Annotated in this window: 16 protein-coding genes and 1 rRNA gene; 10 read left to right on the top strand and 7 right to left on the bottom strand. The window is 43.9% G+C overall.

Annotated elements, in window-relative coordinates; all coding sequences use genetic code 11:
• The first annotated feature begins 30 nt into the window (after positions 1-30).
• The gene (gene speB / locus BM329_RS02620; RefSeq protein WP_092548495.1) at positions 31-957 is read left to right on the top strand and encodes an agmatinase; all 927 of its coding nucleotides are present in this window, start codon (positions 31-33) and stop codon (positions 955-957) included.
• An 88-nt stretch (positions 958-1,045) separates the two neighbouring features.
• Here speB and BM329_RS02615 read toward each other — a convergent pair whose 3' ends face one another.
• Positions 1,046-1,789, bottom strand: a complete 744-nt coding sequence (locus tag BM329_RS02615) for a 4'-phosphopantetheinyl transferase family protein (protein WP_245758992.1) — start codon at positions 1,787-1,789, stop codon at positions 1,046-1,048.
• A 147-nt stretch (positions 1,790-1,936) separates the two neighbouring features.
• Between BM329_RS02615 and galE the strand changes: the two genes are divergently transcribed.
• The 4 genes from galE (at position 1,937) to glpQ (ending at position 4,897) form a co-directional block, all read left to right on the top strand.
• Complete coding sequence (galE, locus tag BM329_RS02610) at positions 1,937-2,956, top strand: UDP-glucose 4-epimerase GalE (protein WP_092548492.1); 1,020 nt, start codon at positions 1,937-1,939, stop codon at positions 2,954-2,956.
• Between the two features lie 319 nt (positions 2,957-3,275).
• Positions 3,276-3,509: a hypothetical protein gene (locus BM329_RS14950; protein ID WP_245758991.1), complete on the top strand. Its 234-nt coding sequence runs from the start codon at positions 3,276-3,278 to the stop codon at positions 3,507-3,509.
• Between the two features lie 110 nt (positions 3,510-3,619).
• Entirely contained in the window at positions 3,620-3,790 is a 171-nt protein-coding gene (locus tag BM329_RS15265; protein WP_422643801.1) for a winged helix-turn-helix domain-containing protein, read from the top strand.
• 27 nt (positions 3,791-3,817) lie between these two features.
• Positions 3,818-4,897, top strand: a complete 1,080-nt coding sequence (glpQ, locus tag BM329_RS02600; RefSeq protein ID WP_092548489.1) for a glycerophosphodiester phosphodiesterase — start codon at positions 3,818-3,820, stop codon at positions 4,895-4,897.
• A gap of 47 nt (positions 4,898-4,944) precedes the next feature.
• On the opposite strand, the gene epmA is transcribed toward glpQ, so the two are convergent.
• On the bottom strand, positions 4,945-5,922 hold the full coding sequence (gene epmA / locus BM329_RS02595; RefSeq protein WP_092548486.1) for an elongation factor P--(R)-beta-lysine ligase: 978 nt from the start codon (positions 5,920-5,922) through the stop codon (positions 4,945-4,947).
• A gap of 297 nt (positions 5,923-6,219) precedes the next feature.
• On the opposite strand from epmA, the gene frdA reads away from it, so the two are divergent.
• The 4 genes from frdA to frdD are packed head-to-tail and all read left to right on the top strand — an operon-like array spanning position 6,220 to position 9,523.
• On the top strand, positions 6,220-8,016 hold the full coding sequence (gene frdA, locus BM329_RS02590; RefSeq protein ID WP_092548483.1) for a fumarate reductase (quinol) flavoprotein subunit: 1,797 nt from the start codon (positions 6,220-6,222) through the stop codon (positions 8,014-8,016).
• Entirely contained in the window at positions 8,009-8,743 is a 735-nt protein-coding gene (locus BM329_RS02585) for a succinate dehydrogenase/fumarate reductase iron-sulfur subunit (RefSeq protein ID WP_092548480.1), read from the top strand. Before frdA ends, BM329_RS02585 begins: the two co-directional genes overlap by 8 nt.
• A 14-nt stretch (positions 8,744-8,757) precedes the next feature.
• The gene (frdC, locus tag BM329_RS02580) at positions 8,758-9,153 is read left to right on the top strand and encodes a fumarate reductase subunit FrdC (RefSeq protein ID WP_092548476.1); all 396 of its coding nucleotides are present in this window, start codon (positions 8,758-8,760) and stop codon (positions 9,151-9,153) included.
• Positions 9,154-9,169: 16 nt separating this feature from the next.
• A complete protein-coding gene (gene frdD / locus BM329_RS02575) occupies positions 9,170-9,523 on the top strand; it encodes a fumarate reductase subunit FrdD (RefSeq protein ID WP_092548473.1) in 354 nt (117 codons plus the stop codon).
• Between the two features lie 80 nt (positions 9,524-9,603).
• On the opposite strand, the gene BM329_RS02570 is transcribed toward frdD, so the two are convergent.
• The 4 genes from BM329_RS02570 to BM329_RS02555 form a co-directional block, all read right to left on the bottom strand.
• Positions 9,604-11,664 carry a TonB-dependent receptor domain-containing protein gene (locus BM329_RS02570; protein ID WP_092548471.1) on the bottom strand — a complete coding sequence of 687 codons (2,061 nt, stop codon included), beginning with the start codon at positions 11,662-11,664 and terminating at the stop codon, positions 9,604-9,606.
• Between the two features lie 152 nt (positions 11,665-11,816).
• Entirely contained in the window at positions 11,817-13,586 is a 1,770-nt protein-coding gene (locus BM329_RS02565; RefSeq protein WP_092548468.1) for an ATP-binding protein, read from the bottom strand.
• The gene (locus tag BM329_RS02560; protein WP_092548465.1) at positions 13,583-15,181 is read right to left on the bottom strand and encodes a 5-oxoprolinase subunit B/C family protein; all 1,599 of its coding nucleotides are present in this window, start codon (positions 15,179-15,181) and stop codon (positions 13,583-13,585) included. The genes BM329_RS02565 and BM329_RS02560 overlap by 4 nt, the downstream gene beginning before the upstream one ends.
• 43 nt (positions 15,182-15,224) lie before the next feature.
• Positions 15,225-15,992, bottom strand: a complete 768-nt coding sequence (locus tag BM329_RS02555; RefSeq protein ID WP_092548462.1) for a LamB/YcsF family protein — start codon at positions 15,990-15,992, stop codon at positions 15,225-15,227.
• Positions 15,993-16,525: 533 nt separating this feature from the next.
• Between BM329_RS02555 and BM329_RS02550 the strand changes: the two genes are divergently transcribed.
• Positions 16,526-17,191 (top strand): GntR family transcriptional regulator, encoded by a 666-nt coding sequence (locus tag BM329_RS02550; protein ID WP_422643799.1) that lies wholly within the window; start codon positions 16,526-16,528, stop codon positions 17,189-17,191.
• A gap of 163 nt (positions 17,192-17,354) precedes the next feature.
• Here BM329_RS02550 and rrf read toward each other — a convergent pair.
• Positions 17,355-17,448 (bottom strand): 5S ribosomal RNA (gene rrf, locus BM329_RS02545); the annotation flags it as partial.

Below are 17,448 nucleotides of genomic sequence, written 5' to 3'. Positions count from 1 at the left end.
AAGTCAGTATCGAACTTTTGAGGATATGTCATGAGTATTATCTCCTTAGGAAACCAAGTTGATAACTCTTTGGTTTCTAATGCCTTCGGTTTCTTGCGTTTCCCGTTGAATTTTCAGCCTTATTCCGGTGATGCTGAATGGGTAATTACTGGAGTGCCTTTCGATATGGCAACATCGGGACGCGCGGGTAGCCGTCATGGGCCAGCTGCCATTCGTCAGGTATCGACTAATCTGGCATGGGAAAGCAGCCGTTGGCCATGGAACTTTAGCTTACGTAATCGCCTGAATGTGGTGGATTGCGGTGATCTGGTATTTAACTTCGGTGATGCCCAGGATATGAGCGATAAGTTGCAGGCACATGCTGAAAAGGTACTGGCATCGGGCAAGCGTATGTTGTCTTTTGGCGGTGATCATTTTGTCACGTTGCCATTGCTGCGTGCCCATGCAAAACATTTCGGCAAAATGGCGCTGATCCATTTTGATGCCCATACAGATACTTATCCAAATGGCAGCAAATTTGATCATGGTACGATGTTTCATCATGCGCCAAATGAAGGATTGATAGATCCTGATCATTCAGTACAAATAGGCATCCGCACTGAACATGAAACTGATAATGGTTTCACTGTACTGGATGCTGATCAGGTCAATGATCGCGGTGTTAATGACATTGTTGAGCAGATTAAAACTGTGGTTGATGATTTACCGATTTACCTGACTTTCGATATTGATTGCCTTGATCCGGCATTTGCACCGGGCACAGGGACGCCAGTCATTGGGGGATTGACTTCAGATCGCGCATTGAAAATAGTACGAGCCTTACAACCGTTGAATATTGTCGGAATGGATGTGGTGGAAGTGGCTCCTGCGTATGATCAATCTGAGATCACGGCGCTGGCAGCAGCGACAATTGGATTGGAATTGCTTTATTTGCAGGCTTCTAAGAAAGATTTTTAATGCACTAATTTTGTAAATTGCTTTTTTAAAGACTCATCCAAAGGTGAACCCTTATTTAAAAGCACCTCTTTTTTACAAGCGAAATCTGTCACCCCACAATATACGTCAGCACTTGCTGTTGCGGCATTAGAACGAACTGTCCGTTAAATTGCGAGCCGTTTCGATACTTATCGGATAATGTTTGCAGCAGTTTGATGCTCATCGTGTGAGTATTGCAATCAATTGATGTAATTTCAGCCGCATGAAAATCAAAAAAGCATTTTACATGGGGATAAAGTGCTTTAAACAAGCTCTCTTTTATGGAAAAGGCAAGAGTGAATGCCTGCCCGTAGGGCAATGCACATTTCTCCAGTAATGCTGCTTCGGCATCATTGATGATGCTGGCTGAAACGTTTTCAATAGTATCTGATTTAATCTCTTGTTCAATATCCACACCAATTATCTGGTAATTATCCCAAAAAGCAGCAAAGGCAATGGCACAGTTGATTGAATGGGAGATGGAGCCACAAACTTTGTCAGGCCAGATTGGGGAGCGATCTGGGGCATTTGTTACCTGAAAGTCATGATAGTCCAGGTTATTCAACACTTGTTGTGTGCAGTAGCGAGCTGCCAGATATTCTGCCCGCCGTTTATTAACTGCACTGTGTAATTTGTCCGGGAACGTGATGCTGTGTTCGTCAAATAAGGTATCCCGATAGAAAACCGGATCAAAATATGCCAGTGTAATTTGAATATCAGGATGTTCTGGTAATGAACCTGTTTGCAGGACTGTGAAAAAAGGAGCTTTCTCGGCGGTAGGTTGGGTAGACGTAAAGGTGATTTTTTTCATCATTGGAATTTTATTACTGATTGTGATTATTGGGTAGCGAGCTATTCAAAAACGATTATTGCTTGATTCTGCCATATTTTAGTTTTAGTTCACTAATGTGCTGACTCTTTTTATACTCTCAGTTGTAATCATTTTTAAAAAGAGGTTAATGTGGAAATATTAGTGACAGGTGGCATGGGGTATATTGGTAGTCATACTTGTGTTCAAATGATTGAAGCAGGAATGACACCGATTATCATTGATAACCTGTGTAATGCCAATCGTGAAGTGTTGGCTCGCATTGAGGCACTAACTGGCGTGAAGCCACTGTTTTATGAAGGGGATATTAGGGATGAATCATTCCTTGATGCGATTTTCTTCCGCCATCAAATTCAGTCGGTTATTCATTTCGCGGGCTTAAAAGCGGTCGGAGAATCTGTCGCCAAACCTATCGAATATTATGACAACAATGTCAACGGCACATTGGTGTTAGTACGCAGCATGCATAAAGCGGGTGTAAAAAGTATTATTTTTAGTTCATCTGCGACAGTATATGGCGATCCGGAAGTCGTGCCCATTACCGAACAGTCGATGGTAGGTAATACCACCAACCCTTATGGCACCAGTAAATATATGGTTGAGCGCTGCCTCTCTGACTTCCATCATGCAGAAAATGACTGGTCAGTCGTGCTGCTGCGTTATTTTAATCCGGTTGGCGCTCATCCGTCGGGTACAATGGGGGAAGATCCGCAGGGCATCCCCAATAATCTGATGCCTTATATCGCTCAGGTTGCGGTAGGTCGCCGGGAAAAATTGTCTGTTTATGGTAATGATTATCCGACATCTGATGGTACGGGGGTTCGTGACTATATCCACGTTATGGATTTAGCTGATGGACATATTGCTGCATTGAATGCCGTTGGCAAAAAATCAGGTCTGCATATTTACAATTTGGGTACAGGGAAAGGCACAAGTGTATTAGAAATGGTGAACGCTTTCAGTCATGCTTGTGGCAAACTTATTCCTTATGAAATATGTCCCCGCCGTCCGGGAGATATTGCCGAATGTTGGTCAAGCCCAGAAAAGGCAGAGCGTGAATTGGGCTGGAAGGCAAATCGCACGGTAGTGGAAATGACCACCGATGCGTGGCGCTGGCAATCTCAGAATCCCAATGGTTATCAAGTGAAATAATAAGCACTTTTTAATCCTTTTAAATTTTTAAATCGCAGAAATGTGACAGGCTGTCAGGGACCAAAACCGTTTAAGGGGGCGGATTTCCAATATCTGTCTCCAATGTCACAGTCAACGCAACAGGCAAAACACTGTTCCCTGAATACGTTATCAAAGAATTTGACGGTGTTCCGCTTGCCTTTATCGGGCTGACACTGGAAGGTACTCCTGTCATTGTGACACCGCAAAGTACAGAGGGGCTGACTTTCTCCAACGAAATGAAAACCATCAACGCGCTGGTGCCAGAATTGCAGAAAAAAGCGGGAAAGCGATAGGGGTTTTGATCCACGAAGGTGCGGCAAAGAAACGTGACGGCGGGAAAATTGATGTTAACGCCTGTAATGACGTGGCCGGTAAAATACTGGAGAACGTCAGCCATCTGGATAAAGAGAAAGAAGGCACCGATCCGGTATATAACGTACTTGATGTAGATGCCGTAGTTAAATACTTTACGGAAAAATCGCCAATTCAATATCCTAAACAGGATCGGATTATTGATATCGGTGCAAAATAATGTGACAACGGTAAAAGTTAACGCAAATCGCGGTAGCTAAAACAAATATACAAATCGTAATTAAAGATGCTTGATTTTTCATTCATATCAGATAAAGATTGTGCCCATAAATTGTCGATTATGTCTGGACGCGCTGGCAGGTGACTTTCACTGTCGCCGGAATGACAAAATGGCTTCACCGTCAAGATTTTTTTCATGTCACCTTACCCGAAAAAGGACAGGAATTGGCTACCCGGTTGACCGATAATTTCCAGACTTTAATTCCTGCATCTTCAAGTTAATTGCGTATAGAATAAATGGAGAATCCCATGCAGACCCCTATCAAGGCAATCATGGCAGTTATTTTGTTAGCATCATCAATGTCAGGCATTGTACATGCAGCAGCAGATAAGATTGTTATTGCCCATCGTGGCGCGAGTGGTTATTTACCTGAACACACATTACCCGCCAAAGCTATGGCTTATGCACAAGGTGCTGATTATCTGGAACAAGATCTAGTCATGACTAAAGATGACCAGCTCATTGTACTGCATGATCATTATCTCGATCGCGTAACGGATGTCGCAGAACGTTTTCCAAACCGTGCCCGTGCTGACGGTCGCTATTACGCCATTGACTTTACTCTGCCAGAAATTAAGTCACTAAAATTTACTGAAGGCTTTGATATCAAGGATGGCAAGAAAGTACAGAGCTATCCCGGACGTTTTCCAATGGGAGAATCGGATTTCCATATTCATACTTTTCAGGAAGAGCTGGAGTTTATTCAGGGTCTGAATAAATCCACTGGCAAGGATATTGGTATTTACCCTGAAATTAAAGCACCGTGGTTCCATCGCCAAGAGGGTAAGGATATCACCGCCAAGGTGCTGGAAGTTCTGAAACAATATGGCTATACCAAAAAGAGTGATAAAGCTTATTTACAATGTTTTGATGCCAATGAACTGAAACGCATCAAAAATGAACTGGAGCCGAAACTGGGCATGGATCTGAAACTGGTTCAGCTTATTGCTTACACTGACTGGAATGAAACCTACGAACAAAAAGCAGATGGTACATGGCAAAATTACAGTTATGACTGGATGTTTAAACCAGGTGCGATGAAAGAAGTGGCAAAATACGCTGACGGTATTGGCCCTGATTACCATATGTTGATCGCCAGTGATTCTACACCAGCTAACATTAAATTAACCGGAATAGTGAAAGAGGCTCACGCAAGCCATCTGGCTGTACATCCGTATACCATTCGTATCGATCAATTGCCAAAATATGCAACCAACGGTAACCAATTGTTTGATATCATTTTCGACAAAGCCAATGTCGATGGTGCGTTCACTGATTTCCCTGATTTAGCTGTGAAATTTCTGGAAAAACATCACGAACACAAATAATCAGAATAAATCATCAAAGGGGCAGCCTAAAACTGCCCCAATCGCGATTAAGAAATTCCTACCGGAAAGGCAATCACCTCACTAATCCGCTCGGCACCCAACGCCAGCATAATCAGACGATCCACGCCTAATGCCACACCAGAACAATCCGGCATACCATGCGTAAGAGCTGCAAGCAGGTATTCATCTATCGGCTGAACTGTCAGCCCCATTGCTTCACGTTTACGGTTATCCTGATCAAAACGCAGGCGCTGTTCATCACTATCAGTCAGTTCATGAAAACCATTCGCCAGTTCCATACCCTTAAAATAGACTTCAAAACGTTCCGCAACCCGGTGATCTTCTTTGCTGATTTTTGCCAGTGACGCTTGAGATGCAGGAAAGTGATAGATAAACGTCGGTTTTTCAATACCTATCTGAGTTTCCACTCCCATCATGAAAAGTAATTGCAGTAAAGTATCCCGATCTTCTTCCTGAGCAGCGATATTGCTGAGATCAAGTTTCTCCGCAATTTCACGCAGTTTATCTTTACTGGCAGTTAGTGGATCAATATTCAGATAGCGAATAAATGCCTGTTGATAGGAAAGTGATTCAGCACTTTCACAATCCAAAATCTGTTGCAGCAGATCATCCACTTCATTCATTAAGCGATACATGTCGTAATGTGGACGATACCACTCCAGCATGGTGAATTCCGGATTATGATGGCGACCTGCTTCCTCATTACGGAAACTTTTTCCCATCTGATAAATGGAACCACTGCCTGCTGCCAACAGACGTTTCATGTGATATTCAGGGCTGGTCATCAGGTACAGGGGCAAGCCATCCGCCGCACCAGGCCCGACAAATCGTGTCTGGAAAGGAACAAAATGGACATCAGTGACGGTCGCTTGACTCATGGCAGGTGTTTCAACCTCCAACACCCCGCGATCTGCGAAAAAGCGCCGTATTTCTGCCAGAATCTCTGCCCTTTTCAATAGATTGGCGATAGGGGAAGTTGGCTGCCAATCCGCGATTTCGTTCATATTCCAATGACTCCAAGATCAAACAAAACGCGCAGTTTACTCATATCAAGGCCGCCAGACAAATTTTCAACACTAACTGGGTGTTTGATAAGTAACTTTTCATTCAGGAAATGAAATAGATAAAACATGCCTCAGATCACGTTTTACCGATAAAACTCCACAAAATCCGCATTCAAATCAAATTTGGCCACCGGATTATTCGTTATAATTAAACCATACAAAAAGTAACAGATAGTAAAACTAAATCGTTATTTTTCTTTACCTTGTTTGCTCCCACTTAAACAATGGAGAAGCGCAGTGCAAACCGTCAATGTCGACCTCGCGATTATCGGAGCTGGTGGCGCAGGACTGCGAGCAGCCATTGCTGCTGCTGAAGCCAATCCCCAGCTCAAGATCGCCCTGATCTCAAAAGTGTATCCCATGCGCAGTCACACTGTGGCTGCAGAAGGTGGTTCAGCTGCAGTCACTCAGTCCCATGATTCCTATGACTTTCACTTCAATGACACCGTATCCGGTGGTGACTGGCTGTGTGAACAAGATGTGGTTGAGTATTTTGTCAAACATTGCCCGACAGAAATGATCCAACTGGAACAATGGGGCTGTCCCTGGAGCCGTAAAGAAGATGGCTCCGTGAACGTACGTCGTTTTGGTGGCATGAAAATTGAACGCACGTGGTTTGCCGCCGATAAAACTGGCTTTCATATGCTCCATACGCTGTTCCAGACATCCCTCAAATATCCTCAGATCCAGCGTTTTGATGAGTATTTTGTACTCGATATTCTGGTAGATGAAGGACAGGCTCGCGGCTTGGTTGCACTGAATATGATGGAAGGCACGAAAGTTCAGATCTGTGCCAATGCGGTCATTATGGCGACAGGTGGTGCAGGGCGTGTATATCGTTACAACACCAATGGCGGTATTGTTACCGGTGATGGTATGGGTATGGCATTCCGCCACGGTGTACCATTGCGTGATATGGAATTTGTGCAATATCACCCGACGGGATTACCGGGTTCCGGTATTTTGATGACCGAAGGCTGCCGTGGTGAAGGCGGAATTCTTGTGAACAAAGATGGCTATCGTTATCTGCAAGATTATGGTTTGGGACCAGAAACCCCGCTCGGACATCCTGAAAATAAGTATATGGAATTAGGCCCACGCGATAAAGTATCGCAAGCTTTCTGGCATGAATGGCAGGCGGGTCGTACTGTCGCCACGCCACGTGGTGATGTGGTTTATCTGGATTTACGCCATTTGGGTGAGAAAAAACTGCTCGAACGTCTGCCGTTTATCTGTGAACTGGCAAAAGCCTATGTCGGCGTTGATCCTGTCAAAGAACCAATCCCCGTTCGCCCAACCGCGCATTACACTATGGGTGGAATCGAAACTGATCAGCGTTGTGAAACCCGCATCAAAGGGCTATTCGCTATTGGTGAATGTTCATCTGTCGGCCTTCACGGTGCAAACCGCCTCGGTTCTAATTCTCTGGCAGAATTGGTTGTTTTTGGGCATCTGGCAGCGGAAGAAGCGGTCAAGTATATTCAGCATGTGAAACCAGCTAATAACAGCGCACTGGCTGTCCAAGTCCGTGATATCGAAGATAAGCTCAATAAACTGCTGAATCAGAAAGGTGGTGAAAATTGGGCGAAAATCCGCGATGAACTGGGGACTTCAATGGAAGAAGGGTGCGGCATTTACCGTACACCAGAGTTGATGCAGAAAACTATCGACAAAATTGCCGAACTCAAAGAGCGTTTCAAGCATATCGAAATTAGCGATCGTTCCAGCGTATTCAATACCGATCTGCTCTATACCATCGAATTGGGATTCGGCCTTGATGTTGCTGAATGTATGGCACATTCAGCGATGAATCGCAAAGAATCACGTGGTGCCCACCAGCGCCTTGATGAAGGCTGTACCGAACGTGATGATGAAAATTTCTTGAAGCACACGCTGGCTTTCTATAACCCTGAAGGTTCTCCCCGTCTGGAATACAGTAATGTGAAAATCACCAAATCTCAGCCAGCGAAGCGAGTATATGGTGGCGAAGCGGCAGCACAAGAGAAAAAACAGAAGGAGCAGGCGAATGGCTGAGCTAAAAAACCTGAAAATGGAAGTCATGCGCTATAACCCGGAAACTGACAATGAACCTCATTTTGTTACGTATGAAGTGCCTTACGATGATCAAATCTCACTGCTGGATGCGTTGGGCTACATTAAGGATAATCTGGCACCTGATCTTTCCTATCGCTGGTCTTGCCGCATGGCAATTTGTGGTTCCTGCGGCATGATGGTAAACCGCGTACCAAAACTGGCATGTAAAACTTTCCTGCGTGATTATGCACAAGGAATGAAAGTCGAAGCACTGGGTAATTTCCCGATTGAACGGGACTTGGTTGTGGACATGACACACTTTATTGAGAGCCTCGAAGCCATCAAACCTTATATCATCGGCAATGAACGCAAGCCCGCTGATGGCCCGAATATGCAAACTCCGGCACAGATGGCAAAGTATCACCAGTTTTCAGGCTGTATTAACTGTGGCCTGTGTTATGCTGCCTGCCCTCAATTTGGCCTGAATCCTGAGTTCATCGGGCCTGCCGCAGTCACACTGGCACATCGCTATAACCTTGATAACCGGGATAACGGTAAGAAAGAACGTATGCCGCAAATCAATAATAACAATGGAGTCTGGTCTTGTACTTTCGTTGGCTATTGCTCTGAAGTCTGCCCGAAACATGTCGATCCGGCTGGTGCCATTCAGCAAAGCAAGGCAGAAAGTGCCAAAGATTTTCTTATCTCCATGCTGAAACCACAATAATGGAGGAGGAAGTAATGACAACGAAACGTAAACCTTATGTGCGCAGCATGAAGCCTAATTGGTGGCATAAGCTGGGATTTTATCGCTTTTATATGCTGCGCGAAGGCACATCTATTCCTACCGTGTGGTTCAGCCTGCTTGTGCTTTACGGTTTGTTTGCCCTGAAAAATGGCCCAGAAAGCTGGGCGGGTTTTGTCTCTTTTCTGCAACATCCGGCTGTGTTATTGATCAATATCATCACCTTGCTGGCAACCTTGCTGCATACGAAAACGTGGTTTGAGCTGGCACCAAAAGCGCTCAATATCATCGTAAAAAATGAAAAAATGGCCCCGGGTCCCATAATCAAGCTGTTATGGGCAACCATGATTATTGCTACTGCCGCGATTCTCGGCATTGCGCTATTTTTCTGACCCCAAGGAGAATCTGATGAATCAAGTACCTAAGCGTTCTGACGAACCGATTTTCTGGGGGTTGTTTGGTGCCGGCGGGATGTGGAGTGCCATTGTTGGCCCTGCGATTATTTTGTTGCTGGGTGTTTTACTGCCACTCGGTCTGGCGCCAGAAGCACTCTCTTATGAACGCATCCTGACATTCTGCCAGAGCTTTATTGGTCGTATCTTTTTGCTGCTGATGATCTGCCTGCCTCTATGGTGCGGCATGCACCGAATCCATCACGGAATGCACGATCTGCAAATTCATATTCCAGCCAGTAAATGGGTGTTCTATGGTGCAGCAGCTATTTTGAGTGTTGTCGCTTTGATTGGGACGTTTACACTGTAATTGTGATAATCGGAAGAATGATCTTGAAAAAAGTCTGCGGCTTACCCGCAGACTTTGTACTACAAATTAAGGCATTGTCTTTAGAACTTATAAGAAACAGTCGCTTTATAAGAACGACCTTTCTCTTCCTGCCCTTTATAAGTATTCAGATAGTAAGACTGCTCGTTGTAACGTTTATCAAAGACATTATCGATACCAAGCTGGATTTCTGTATTTTTCCACGAGCCGGATTTCGGTGCCCAGGAAATATACACATCACTGACACCATAGCCAGACTTATGTATATTTACAATCTTATCTTTATTAGTTCCGTTTGCATCCGTGGCACGAACAAATCGAGAGTTCCAACCAAGTTCAATGTCAGTTTTATCAAATAAGTAGCTTCCGCCAATAGTGAAAACATCACCTATAGTTGGGGTAAACTCTCGTCTTGTGTCAAACAGCGCACTGCCTGTCAGGATTTTGTTATCAACTTTCGCATAAGTCGCTCTTAAAGATAGGTTATCCAACTGATATTTGGTCGATAATTCAAACCCTTCCAATCTGGATTTAGGGATATTGTTCAGCTCACTCTTAGCTAAAGTGGTAGCCAGATTTTTGAAATTGGTTTGGAAGACCTTACCAATGACAGTGAATGAGTCATTTTCAGCAAAAACATCAGAATATGTTCCCGCTGCACCCGTTTCTAAGTTGTGACCCGTCGTCGCTTTTAAGTTAGCGTTGTGATTACTTTGCCCCATACCAATCTCTTTACCCAATGGGCCTCTGAAAAGTTCGGTATAATTGGCAAATAATGTTGTTGACGCGCCAAGTTCGTATTTCAAACCCAGTGCTTTGGAGAAATGGGCATAAGTTCTCTCAAAAGGCTCATTATTTTTATTAATCGTATTGTATTGGTAGTGATCCCATCTGACACCCGGAATAACATGAAAATCAGAAAATTGAATGTCATCCTCCAAATAAACAGATGATGATTTTCCTGTTTCCACGCCTTTTTTGTGTATATTTTTTGCTGCCTTAGTGTATGCCATTCTGGTATCAAAATATTCATACCCATAAGTTAAAACATGGGATAATTTCTGGGTATCAAAATTAGAGACATTACGCGCCCTGATACCCTGAGTTTCAACAATACTGTCAAATCCCTTTCCTGGACCGTTGACTTCCCTCATATGATTGAAGTTTTGTTCTGTATGATAAGCAGAAATTTTCAAATCAATTAAATCATTATCGACAGGTACATATTGATAAGAAATATTATAGCCATCACGCTCTGAAGCGTACTTGGCTTTTTTCCCTTTATTCACATCAGGGCCAAAATTTAATCTTAAATTCGTATCAGCATCATTCTTATAATGCTCCTTTGATACACTGATATACTGATCATCAGTCAGATTAAATTTTGCTTTTAATAAGTAGTTAACCAATTTCCCATCGGTAGAAATCGACTCTCTTCCAAGGTTATCTCTGCCCGTTTTAGCATCATCCATATTGCGATGGTTAAAGTATCCTAATAAATCGACCGCGCCCAATCTTCCATAAGTTGCTAAAGATTGCTGGAACTCAGAACCATTACTGACATAGCTTAATTTGCCTTTTGCACCAAATAATTGGCCCGGTTCTAATAAATCACCAGCATCAACGGTTTCAAATTTTAATGCTCCACCCAGAGCACCGGTATCATAGGTGATACTGTTAGTCCCAACATTAATATCAATTTGCTTCAGCATTTCAGGATCGATGCTGTAGTTTCCTGCATGATGGAAGTGATAGCCTTCTTGCCTTGCACCATCAACTGTTACGTTGATGAATTGATCATCCATGCCACGAATTTTAAAACGCTGACCTAAAGCACTAGGGTGACCTGCTTGTACACCCGGTACATTCTTTAGAATTTCGCCGACACTTTGTGCCTGTTTGACTTTGATTTCGTTACGACCGACTTTTCCACTCTCTTGTTCTGCATTATTACTTGCAATAACAACAATCGTGTCGCCAGTTGTATTCGATTTTTGGATTTTGTTTTCCGTGGTTGCGAGTGCGTTGCTGGAAATAAGAGCGGTCAACATAGATGCTGACATCAAAGGAACACACAAGCCATTTTTAGCCAAGCTTACGGAAATTTTAGTGAGTTTTGCCATTTTTCTTTTATAAAAAAAATACCATGAGAATCGTTATTATTCCCATTTAGATGATAAATGTAAATAACTTTCACGATGCGTAAATAAAAAATAATTCAAATCAGAATGTTCAGCCTTATGGGACCGCATGAATTCACTACCCGGTTGTTCAACTATTCAATAGTAGCCAGTATGCTTTCTGCATCATGATAATCACCCACTCGTACGCAGAATGTGATTTTTCCCGAATGATGAGCACTGATTTGTACTTCCATCTTCATCGCTTCCATCACGGCGATCACATCCCCCTCACTGACTTGCTCGCCCTCTGTGACTAGCCATGAATGCAAGATACCGGATATAGGTGCTTTTACCTGATGGGGATCTGCCGGTGTTTTTTCCTTTGTGGAAAATTGGGACTGAAAAAATGACTGCTTACTCACAGGGACTAACTGCGCCAATCCAGTCAATAAATTCGACGGTAATCCCAACTCGTGCCTGCGGCCATCAATCTCGATAAATGTGCGGGTGATGTTTTTATCTTCTGTTACAACCTGACGTGGCGAGCTTTCCAGTTCATTGGCAAAATCTGTTTCTATCCAGCGGGTATGGACGTGAAACGCATCACTGGAAATAAAATCAAGATGTTCCATCACCGCTTGATGGAAAGGCAATACCGATGCCACACCACTGATTTTAAATTCCCGTAATGCACGACGAGCACGGGAAATTGCCTGTTCACGGGTCGCCCCCGTGACGATTAATTTAGCCATCAATGAGTCAAAAGTAGCAGGAATGGTGGAATCCGTTATCACTCCTGAATCCAGACGAATACCGGGGCCAGAAGGCGGGATAAATTCGCTGATTATGCCAGATGTCGGCAAGAAACCTTTACCTGCGTCTTCCGCATTAATGCGAAATTCAAACGAATGTCCTCTTGGTACTGGTGTTTCCCGAATGCTCAACGGATAACCCTCCGCTACTCGCAACTGTTCGATAACCAGATCGATACCCGTTGTTTCTTCTGTCACCGGATGCTCAACTTGTAAACGAGTATTGACTTCCAGGAAAGACAGTGTTCCATCTGCGCTGAGTAAAAACTCTACTGTGCCAGCCCCAACATAATTGGCTTCCACACAAATGGCTTTTGCTGACTGATGAATACGTTCTCTTTGTGACTGCGTTAAAAATGGAGCCGGAGCTTCTTCCACCAGTTTTTGATTTCGACGCTGCAAGGAACAATCTCGGGTTCCCAGCACCACAACGTTACCCTGTCTATCCGCAATCACTTGCGCCTCTATATGACGAGGTTTATCCAAAAATTGCTCAATAAAACACTCGCCCCGCCCAAATGCAGCTGTCGCCTCACGCACTGCCGAATGATAAAGTTCTGCCACTTCATCCAATCGCCAAGCGACTTTCAAACCCCGACCACCACCACCAAATGCCGCTTTAATCGCAATTGGCAAACCGTGAGTTTCCGCAAAAGCGACAACTTCTTGTACATCCTTCACCGGTTCTGCTGTGCCAATGACCAAAGGTGCTCCCACTTTCTGAGCAATTCTACGCGCCTTAACCTTGTCACCCAGTTCATCAATAGTTTCAGGATGCGGGCCAATCCAAATTAATCCCGCATCAATCACTGCACGGGCAAATTCCGCTCTTTCAGACAGGAAACCGTATCCCGGATGCACCATTGTCGCTCCCGACTGCTTTGCTATCTCCAGTAAACGCGGAATATGAAGGTAAGTTTCCGCAGGCGTATTTCCACCTAAACGATAAGCTTCATCAGCCAATTGCACATGTAGTGCGTTAACGTCAACATCCGCATACACAGCGATTGTCTGTATGCCATAATCACGACAAGCGCGAATAATACGGACGGCAATTTCACCACGGTTGGCAATCAACACTTTCTTCGGTTTATTATTCAGTGTACTCATGAAAAATCTTTGCTCCCTTGGATTTCTTGGAATTGGCTGATGGGGTTAAAGCGAATTTTGGCGTTGACAGGCACCTGACCAGCAAGATCAAGATGATAATCGGCTACTGAGGCAATAACCGGATATCCGCCCGTGAGTGGATGATCAGCTAGAAATAAGACAGGCTGCCCACTGGCAGGAATTTGAATCGCTCCCGCACAAGTTCCTTCGCTGGGTAGTTCTTGTTGCTTAAGGCGTGATAGTGAACGCTTACCGCTTAATCGCAAGCCAATACGGTTAGATTGAGGAGTTACCTGCCAAATTTGGTCGCTCAATAAATCGATGGCTTCTTGGGTAAACCAATCTGTGCGGGGACCAAGAATGATATCCAATATCACAACATCATCTTTATTTGGCATAGCAAAAGCCGGAGTTTCAGAAAAAGATACCGCTGCGCAGTGGGATGTTCCTCTGACGGCTAGTTTATCCCTCACATTTAGCGGTGATGGCCCGATATTAGAAAGTGTATCAAATGAGTGACTGGATAAAATGGCCGGAACAACAAAACCGCCTCTCACAGCCAGATAAGAACGCATGCCAGCAGCTGGAGTCCCCAACGAAATTTCATCGCCGTCGTTCAGATCAATAGGTTGGTAAGTATTCACATAGAGCGTTTCACCCTCTGGAGTCTTAATCTCTATCGGGCATGGTGCTCCCGTGATCGCAATCACTATTTGTCCATGTGCAATAGCCTTGAACCCGCCCTGTACTATTTCCAGACAAGCTTGGTCAGAAACATTGCCAACAATGCGGTTTGCACTGCGCAAGGCACTTTTATCCATCGCCCCAGATTCTGATATCCCTAACCCTGACTGACCAACGCGCCCCAAATCCTGGAACAGGGTTTGTAATCCCACAGACAAAATTTCCAAATAACAAGAGGACTCTGGTAATGAAACTGCATGCTTGATAGGCACTTCTGGCAAACTTATTGTTGTAGGAAGATGCCCGGTATCCCGAAAGTTAACACGATAACCCGGTTGCAATAAGGCGGGGGATGAACGGGAAAGATCCCACATCCGTTCGGTTGTAATACCGATAATTTGCCACCCTCCAGGACTTGCTTGTGGGTAAACACTACTGAACTCTCCCGCCAAGGCAACGGCACCTGCCGGAATACGTGTTCTTGGTGTTTTTCGGCGGGGAATATTCCACTGCGAGGCATCCGATGCCAGATAAGCAAAGCCGGGAGCGAACCCAGTAAAGGCTACAGTATATTCATTTTCCGTATGTTGACGAACAACTTCCTGAACAGTTATCCCCAATATTTCTGCAACTGCTGTAAGATCATCACCGTTATAGTGCACCGGGATTTCAATCTGTTTTCCTATTGCATGACCACGTGCCTGCAAATCACGACAACTGATTTCTGTCACTAGTTGCTGGGCTGATATTTTTGCCGGCCGAAAACGAATCATCAACGTTCTCGCTGCCGGAATAATTTCTTCAATCCCAAAAATAGGAGACACACTCAGTGAATCTAACAGCGCCAGTGTTTCTGGCAACCCACTTAGCTCAACCATGATAGTATTAAAATTAACAGGTAAAAAACGCAAGGCTATCCCCCTAAATTATCAACCGTGTCAGTTCAAACTATGTTTATGGATGAACAAATGATCGGATGGTAACTCCGGCCTGTTGCAAAACGGTTTTGACCTGTTTTGCCATCTCTACCGCATCAGGGTTATCACCATGTACGCAAATAGAATCCGCCTGAATGGATGTGAATTTTCCATCAATCGATTCAACACCTCCTTCTGTCACCAATTGCAACATGCGTCGAGCGACAAGATCTGCATCATGCAGAACAGAACCCGTTTCACGACGGGAGACTAATTCCCCCTTAGAAGTATAGGCACGATCAGCAAATGCTTCTGCGATGGTTTTCAACCCTCTTTCTTGAGCTAATCTTAAGATGCTTGATCCCGCCAAACCAACCAAAGTAAGGTTAGGATCAATCGCTAAAATACCTTCAATAACAGCAATCGCCTGATATTCATCATGTGCAATTGTGTTATAAAGCGCACCATGAGGTTTGACATAGCTCACTCTTGTATCTACTACTTTAGCCAATCCTTGCAAGGCAGCAATCTGGTAAATAACATCTGCTGTAAGTTCATGTGCAGCGATATCCATTTTACGCCGTCCAAAACCAACCAAATCAGGGTAAGAAACATGAGCACCAATCACCACATTATTTTTTTGGGCAAACTTTAGGGTACGCAAAATTCCTACCGGATCTCCCGCATGAAAACCACAGGCAACGTTAGCACTACTGACAATCTCCAATATTGCTTCATCATTTCCCATACACCATTGACCAAAACTTTCACCGAGATCACTATTTAAATCGATTGTTTTTATCATGATGATTCCCTTAAGCTGATTTCAAAAACTCAAAGATTGAATCGATAGATATCACACCCATGTACCATGTCAGCACACAAGTCATTGCACTTGACCACAGAAGCCAGCGTGGGTAAACATACCCTTCCATCAAATCAGTGCGTTTCCAGTCAGCATAAACAAAGATTGCTCATTCTCCCCTGTCATCGTTATTATACTTATTATCTTCTAAGCAATATCCGTACCATTTTGGAACAAAATTAGAGAATTGTTTAATCAAAGAAAACATATTGTTGAACAATAAATAATATCTGGTGAGTAAATAAGCAAACAAAATTATGCTATCAATTGCAAAAGTCCAATGGAGATCACTTTATTAACATTTATTGTTGAATTTATTGCCAAGATGCACAATCTAGGTCCAAGGCATACAGTGAAATCGCCCTATATTGGTTCAATAGCGATAACTTGCTGGGTTCCAAGGAATATGTGAGGATTTTTGTTTATTATGCTTCGAAGGTGTTCGTTATCAGCAACTAACCTAATGGATGACTATGAAAAAAAACCATTTCCCCCAGATTTTGAGCAACAGAATCGCCGAAACTATAAGAAATAAGTTGGTTGCTGGGGAATTATTACCGGGACAGCGATTATCAGAAGCCACTCTGAGCGAACAGCTTGAAATTTCACGGAATACATTACGTGAAGTATTTCGGCTGCTGACTCAAGAGGGCCTGCTCAAACATGAGCCTAACCGTGGTGTATTTGTTGCGACTCCCGACATCGCATCAATTATTGATATCTATCGGGTTCGACAACTGGTTGAGTGTCAGGCACTTGCTCAAGCTTATTCAATACATCCCGGTGTTGCCAAGATGACAAAAGCCGTCGAAACAGCCGAACAATGCCGTAATAAAAAAGACTGGATTGGTGCCGGAACGGCCAATATGCGTTTTCATGCCGCAATTGTGGAATTAACTGATAGTGAAAGGTTGATTGCCTTCTATCGCAATATCTCTGCGGAACTTCGACTGGCTTTTGGTATTTTGAACGATCCAGAACTTTTATATGCACCCTATATCGATAAAAACACCCATATTCTGGAACTTCTTAATTCTGGGCAAAATGAACTTGCTGCTAAAAAAATGAAAGACTATCTGGAGTTATCAGAAAGAACAATATTGGCAGCTTATGCACGTAAAAATAGTCAAAAATCATAAGACCAAGTTAAATCAAGTGATTATATGTTTTAACTTGCGTTTTTTTCGCAAAAACTTCTAAGCAGGGTTAAAGAAATGTGGGGAGGCGGTAGTTTAATTGGCTGTTAAGTTCTAAAACGCAAAAAAGCCATCCGGTGAAGGATGGCTTCTCTGGCAAATAATTGTCTGGCAGTGCCCTACTCTCGCATGGGGAGACCCCACACTACCATCGGCGCGACGGCGTTTCACTGCTGAGTTCGGCATGGGGTCAGGTGGGA

This window comes from Xenorhabdus koppenhoeferi (assembly GCF_900116635.1).
Lineage (GTDB): Bacteria > Pseudomonadota > Gammaproteobacteria > Enterobacterales > Enterobacteriaceae > Xenorhabdus > Xenorhabdus koppenhoeferi.
Note: the sequence above shows the minus strand (reverse complement) of the source record. Positions and strands in the feature narration are given on the sequence as shown.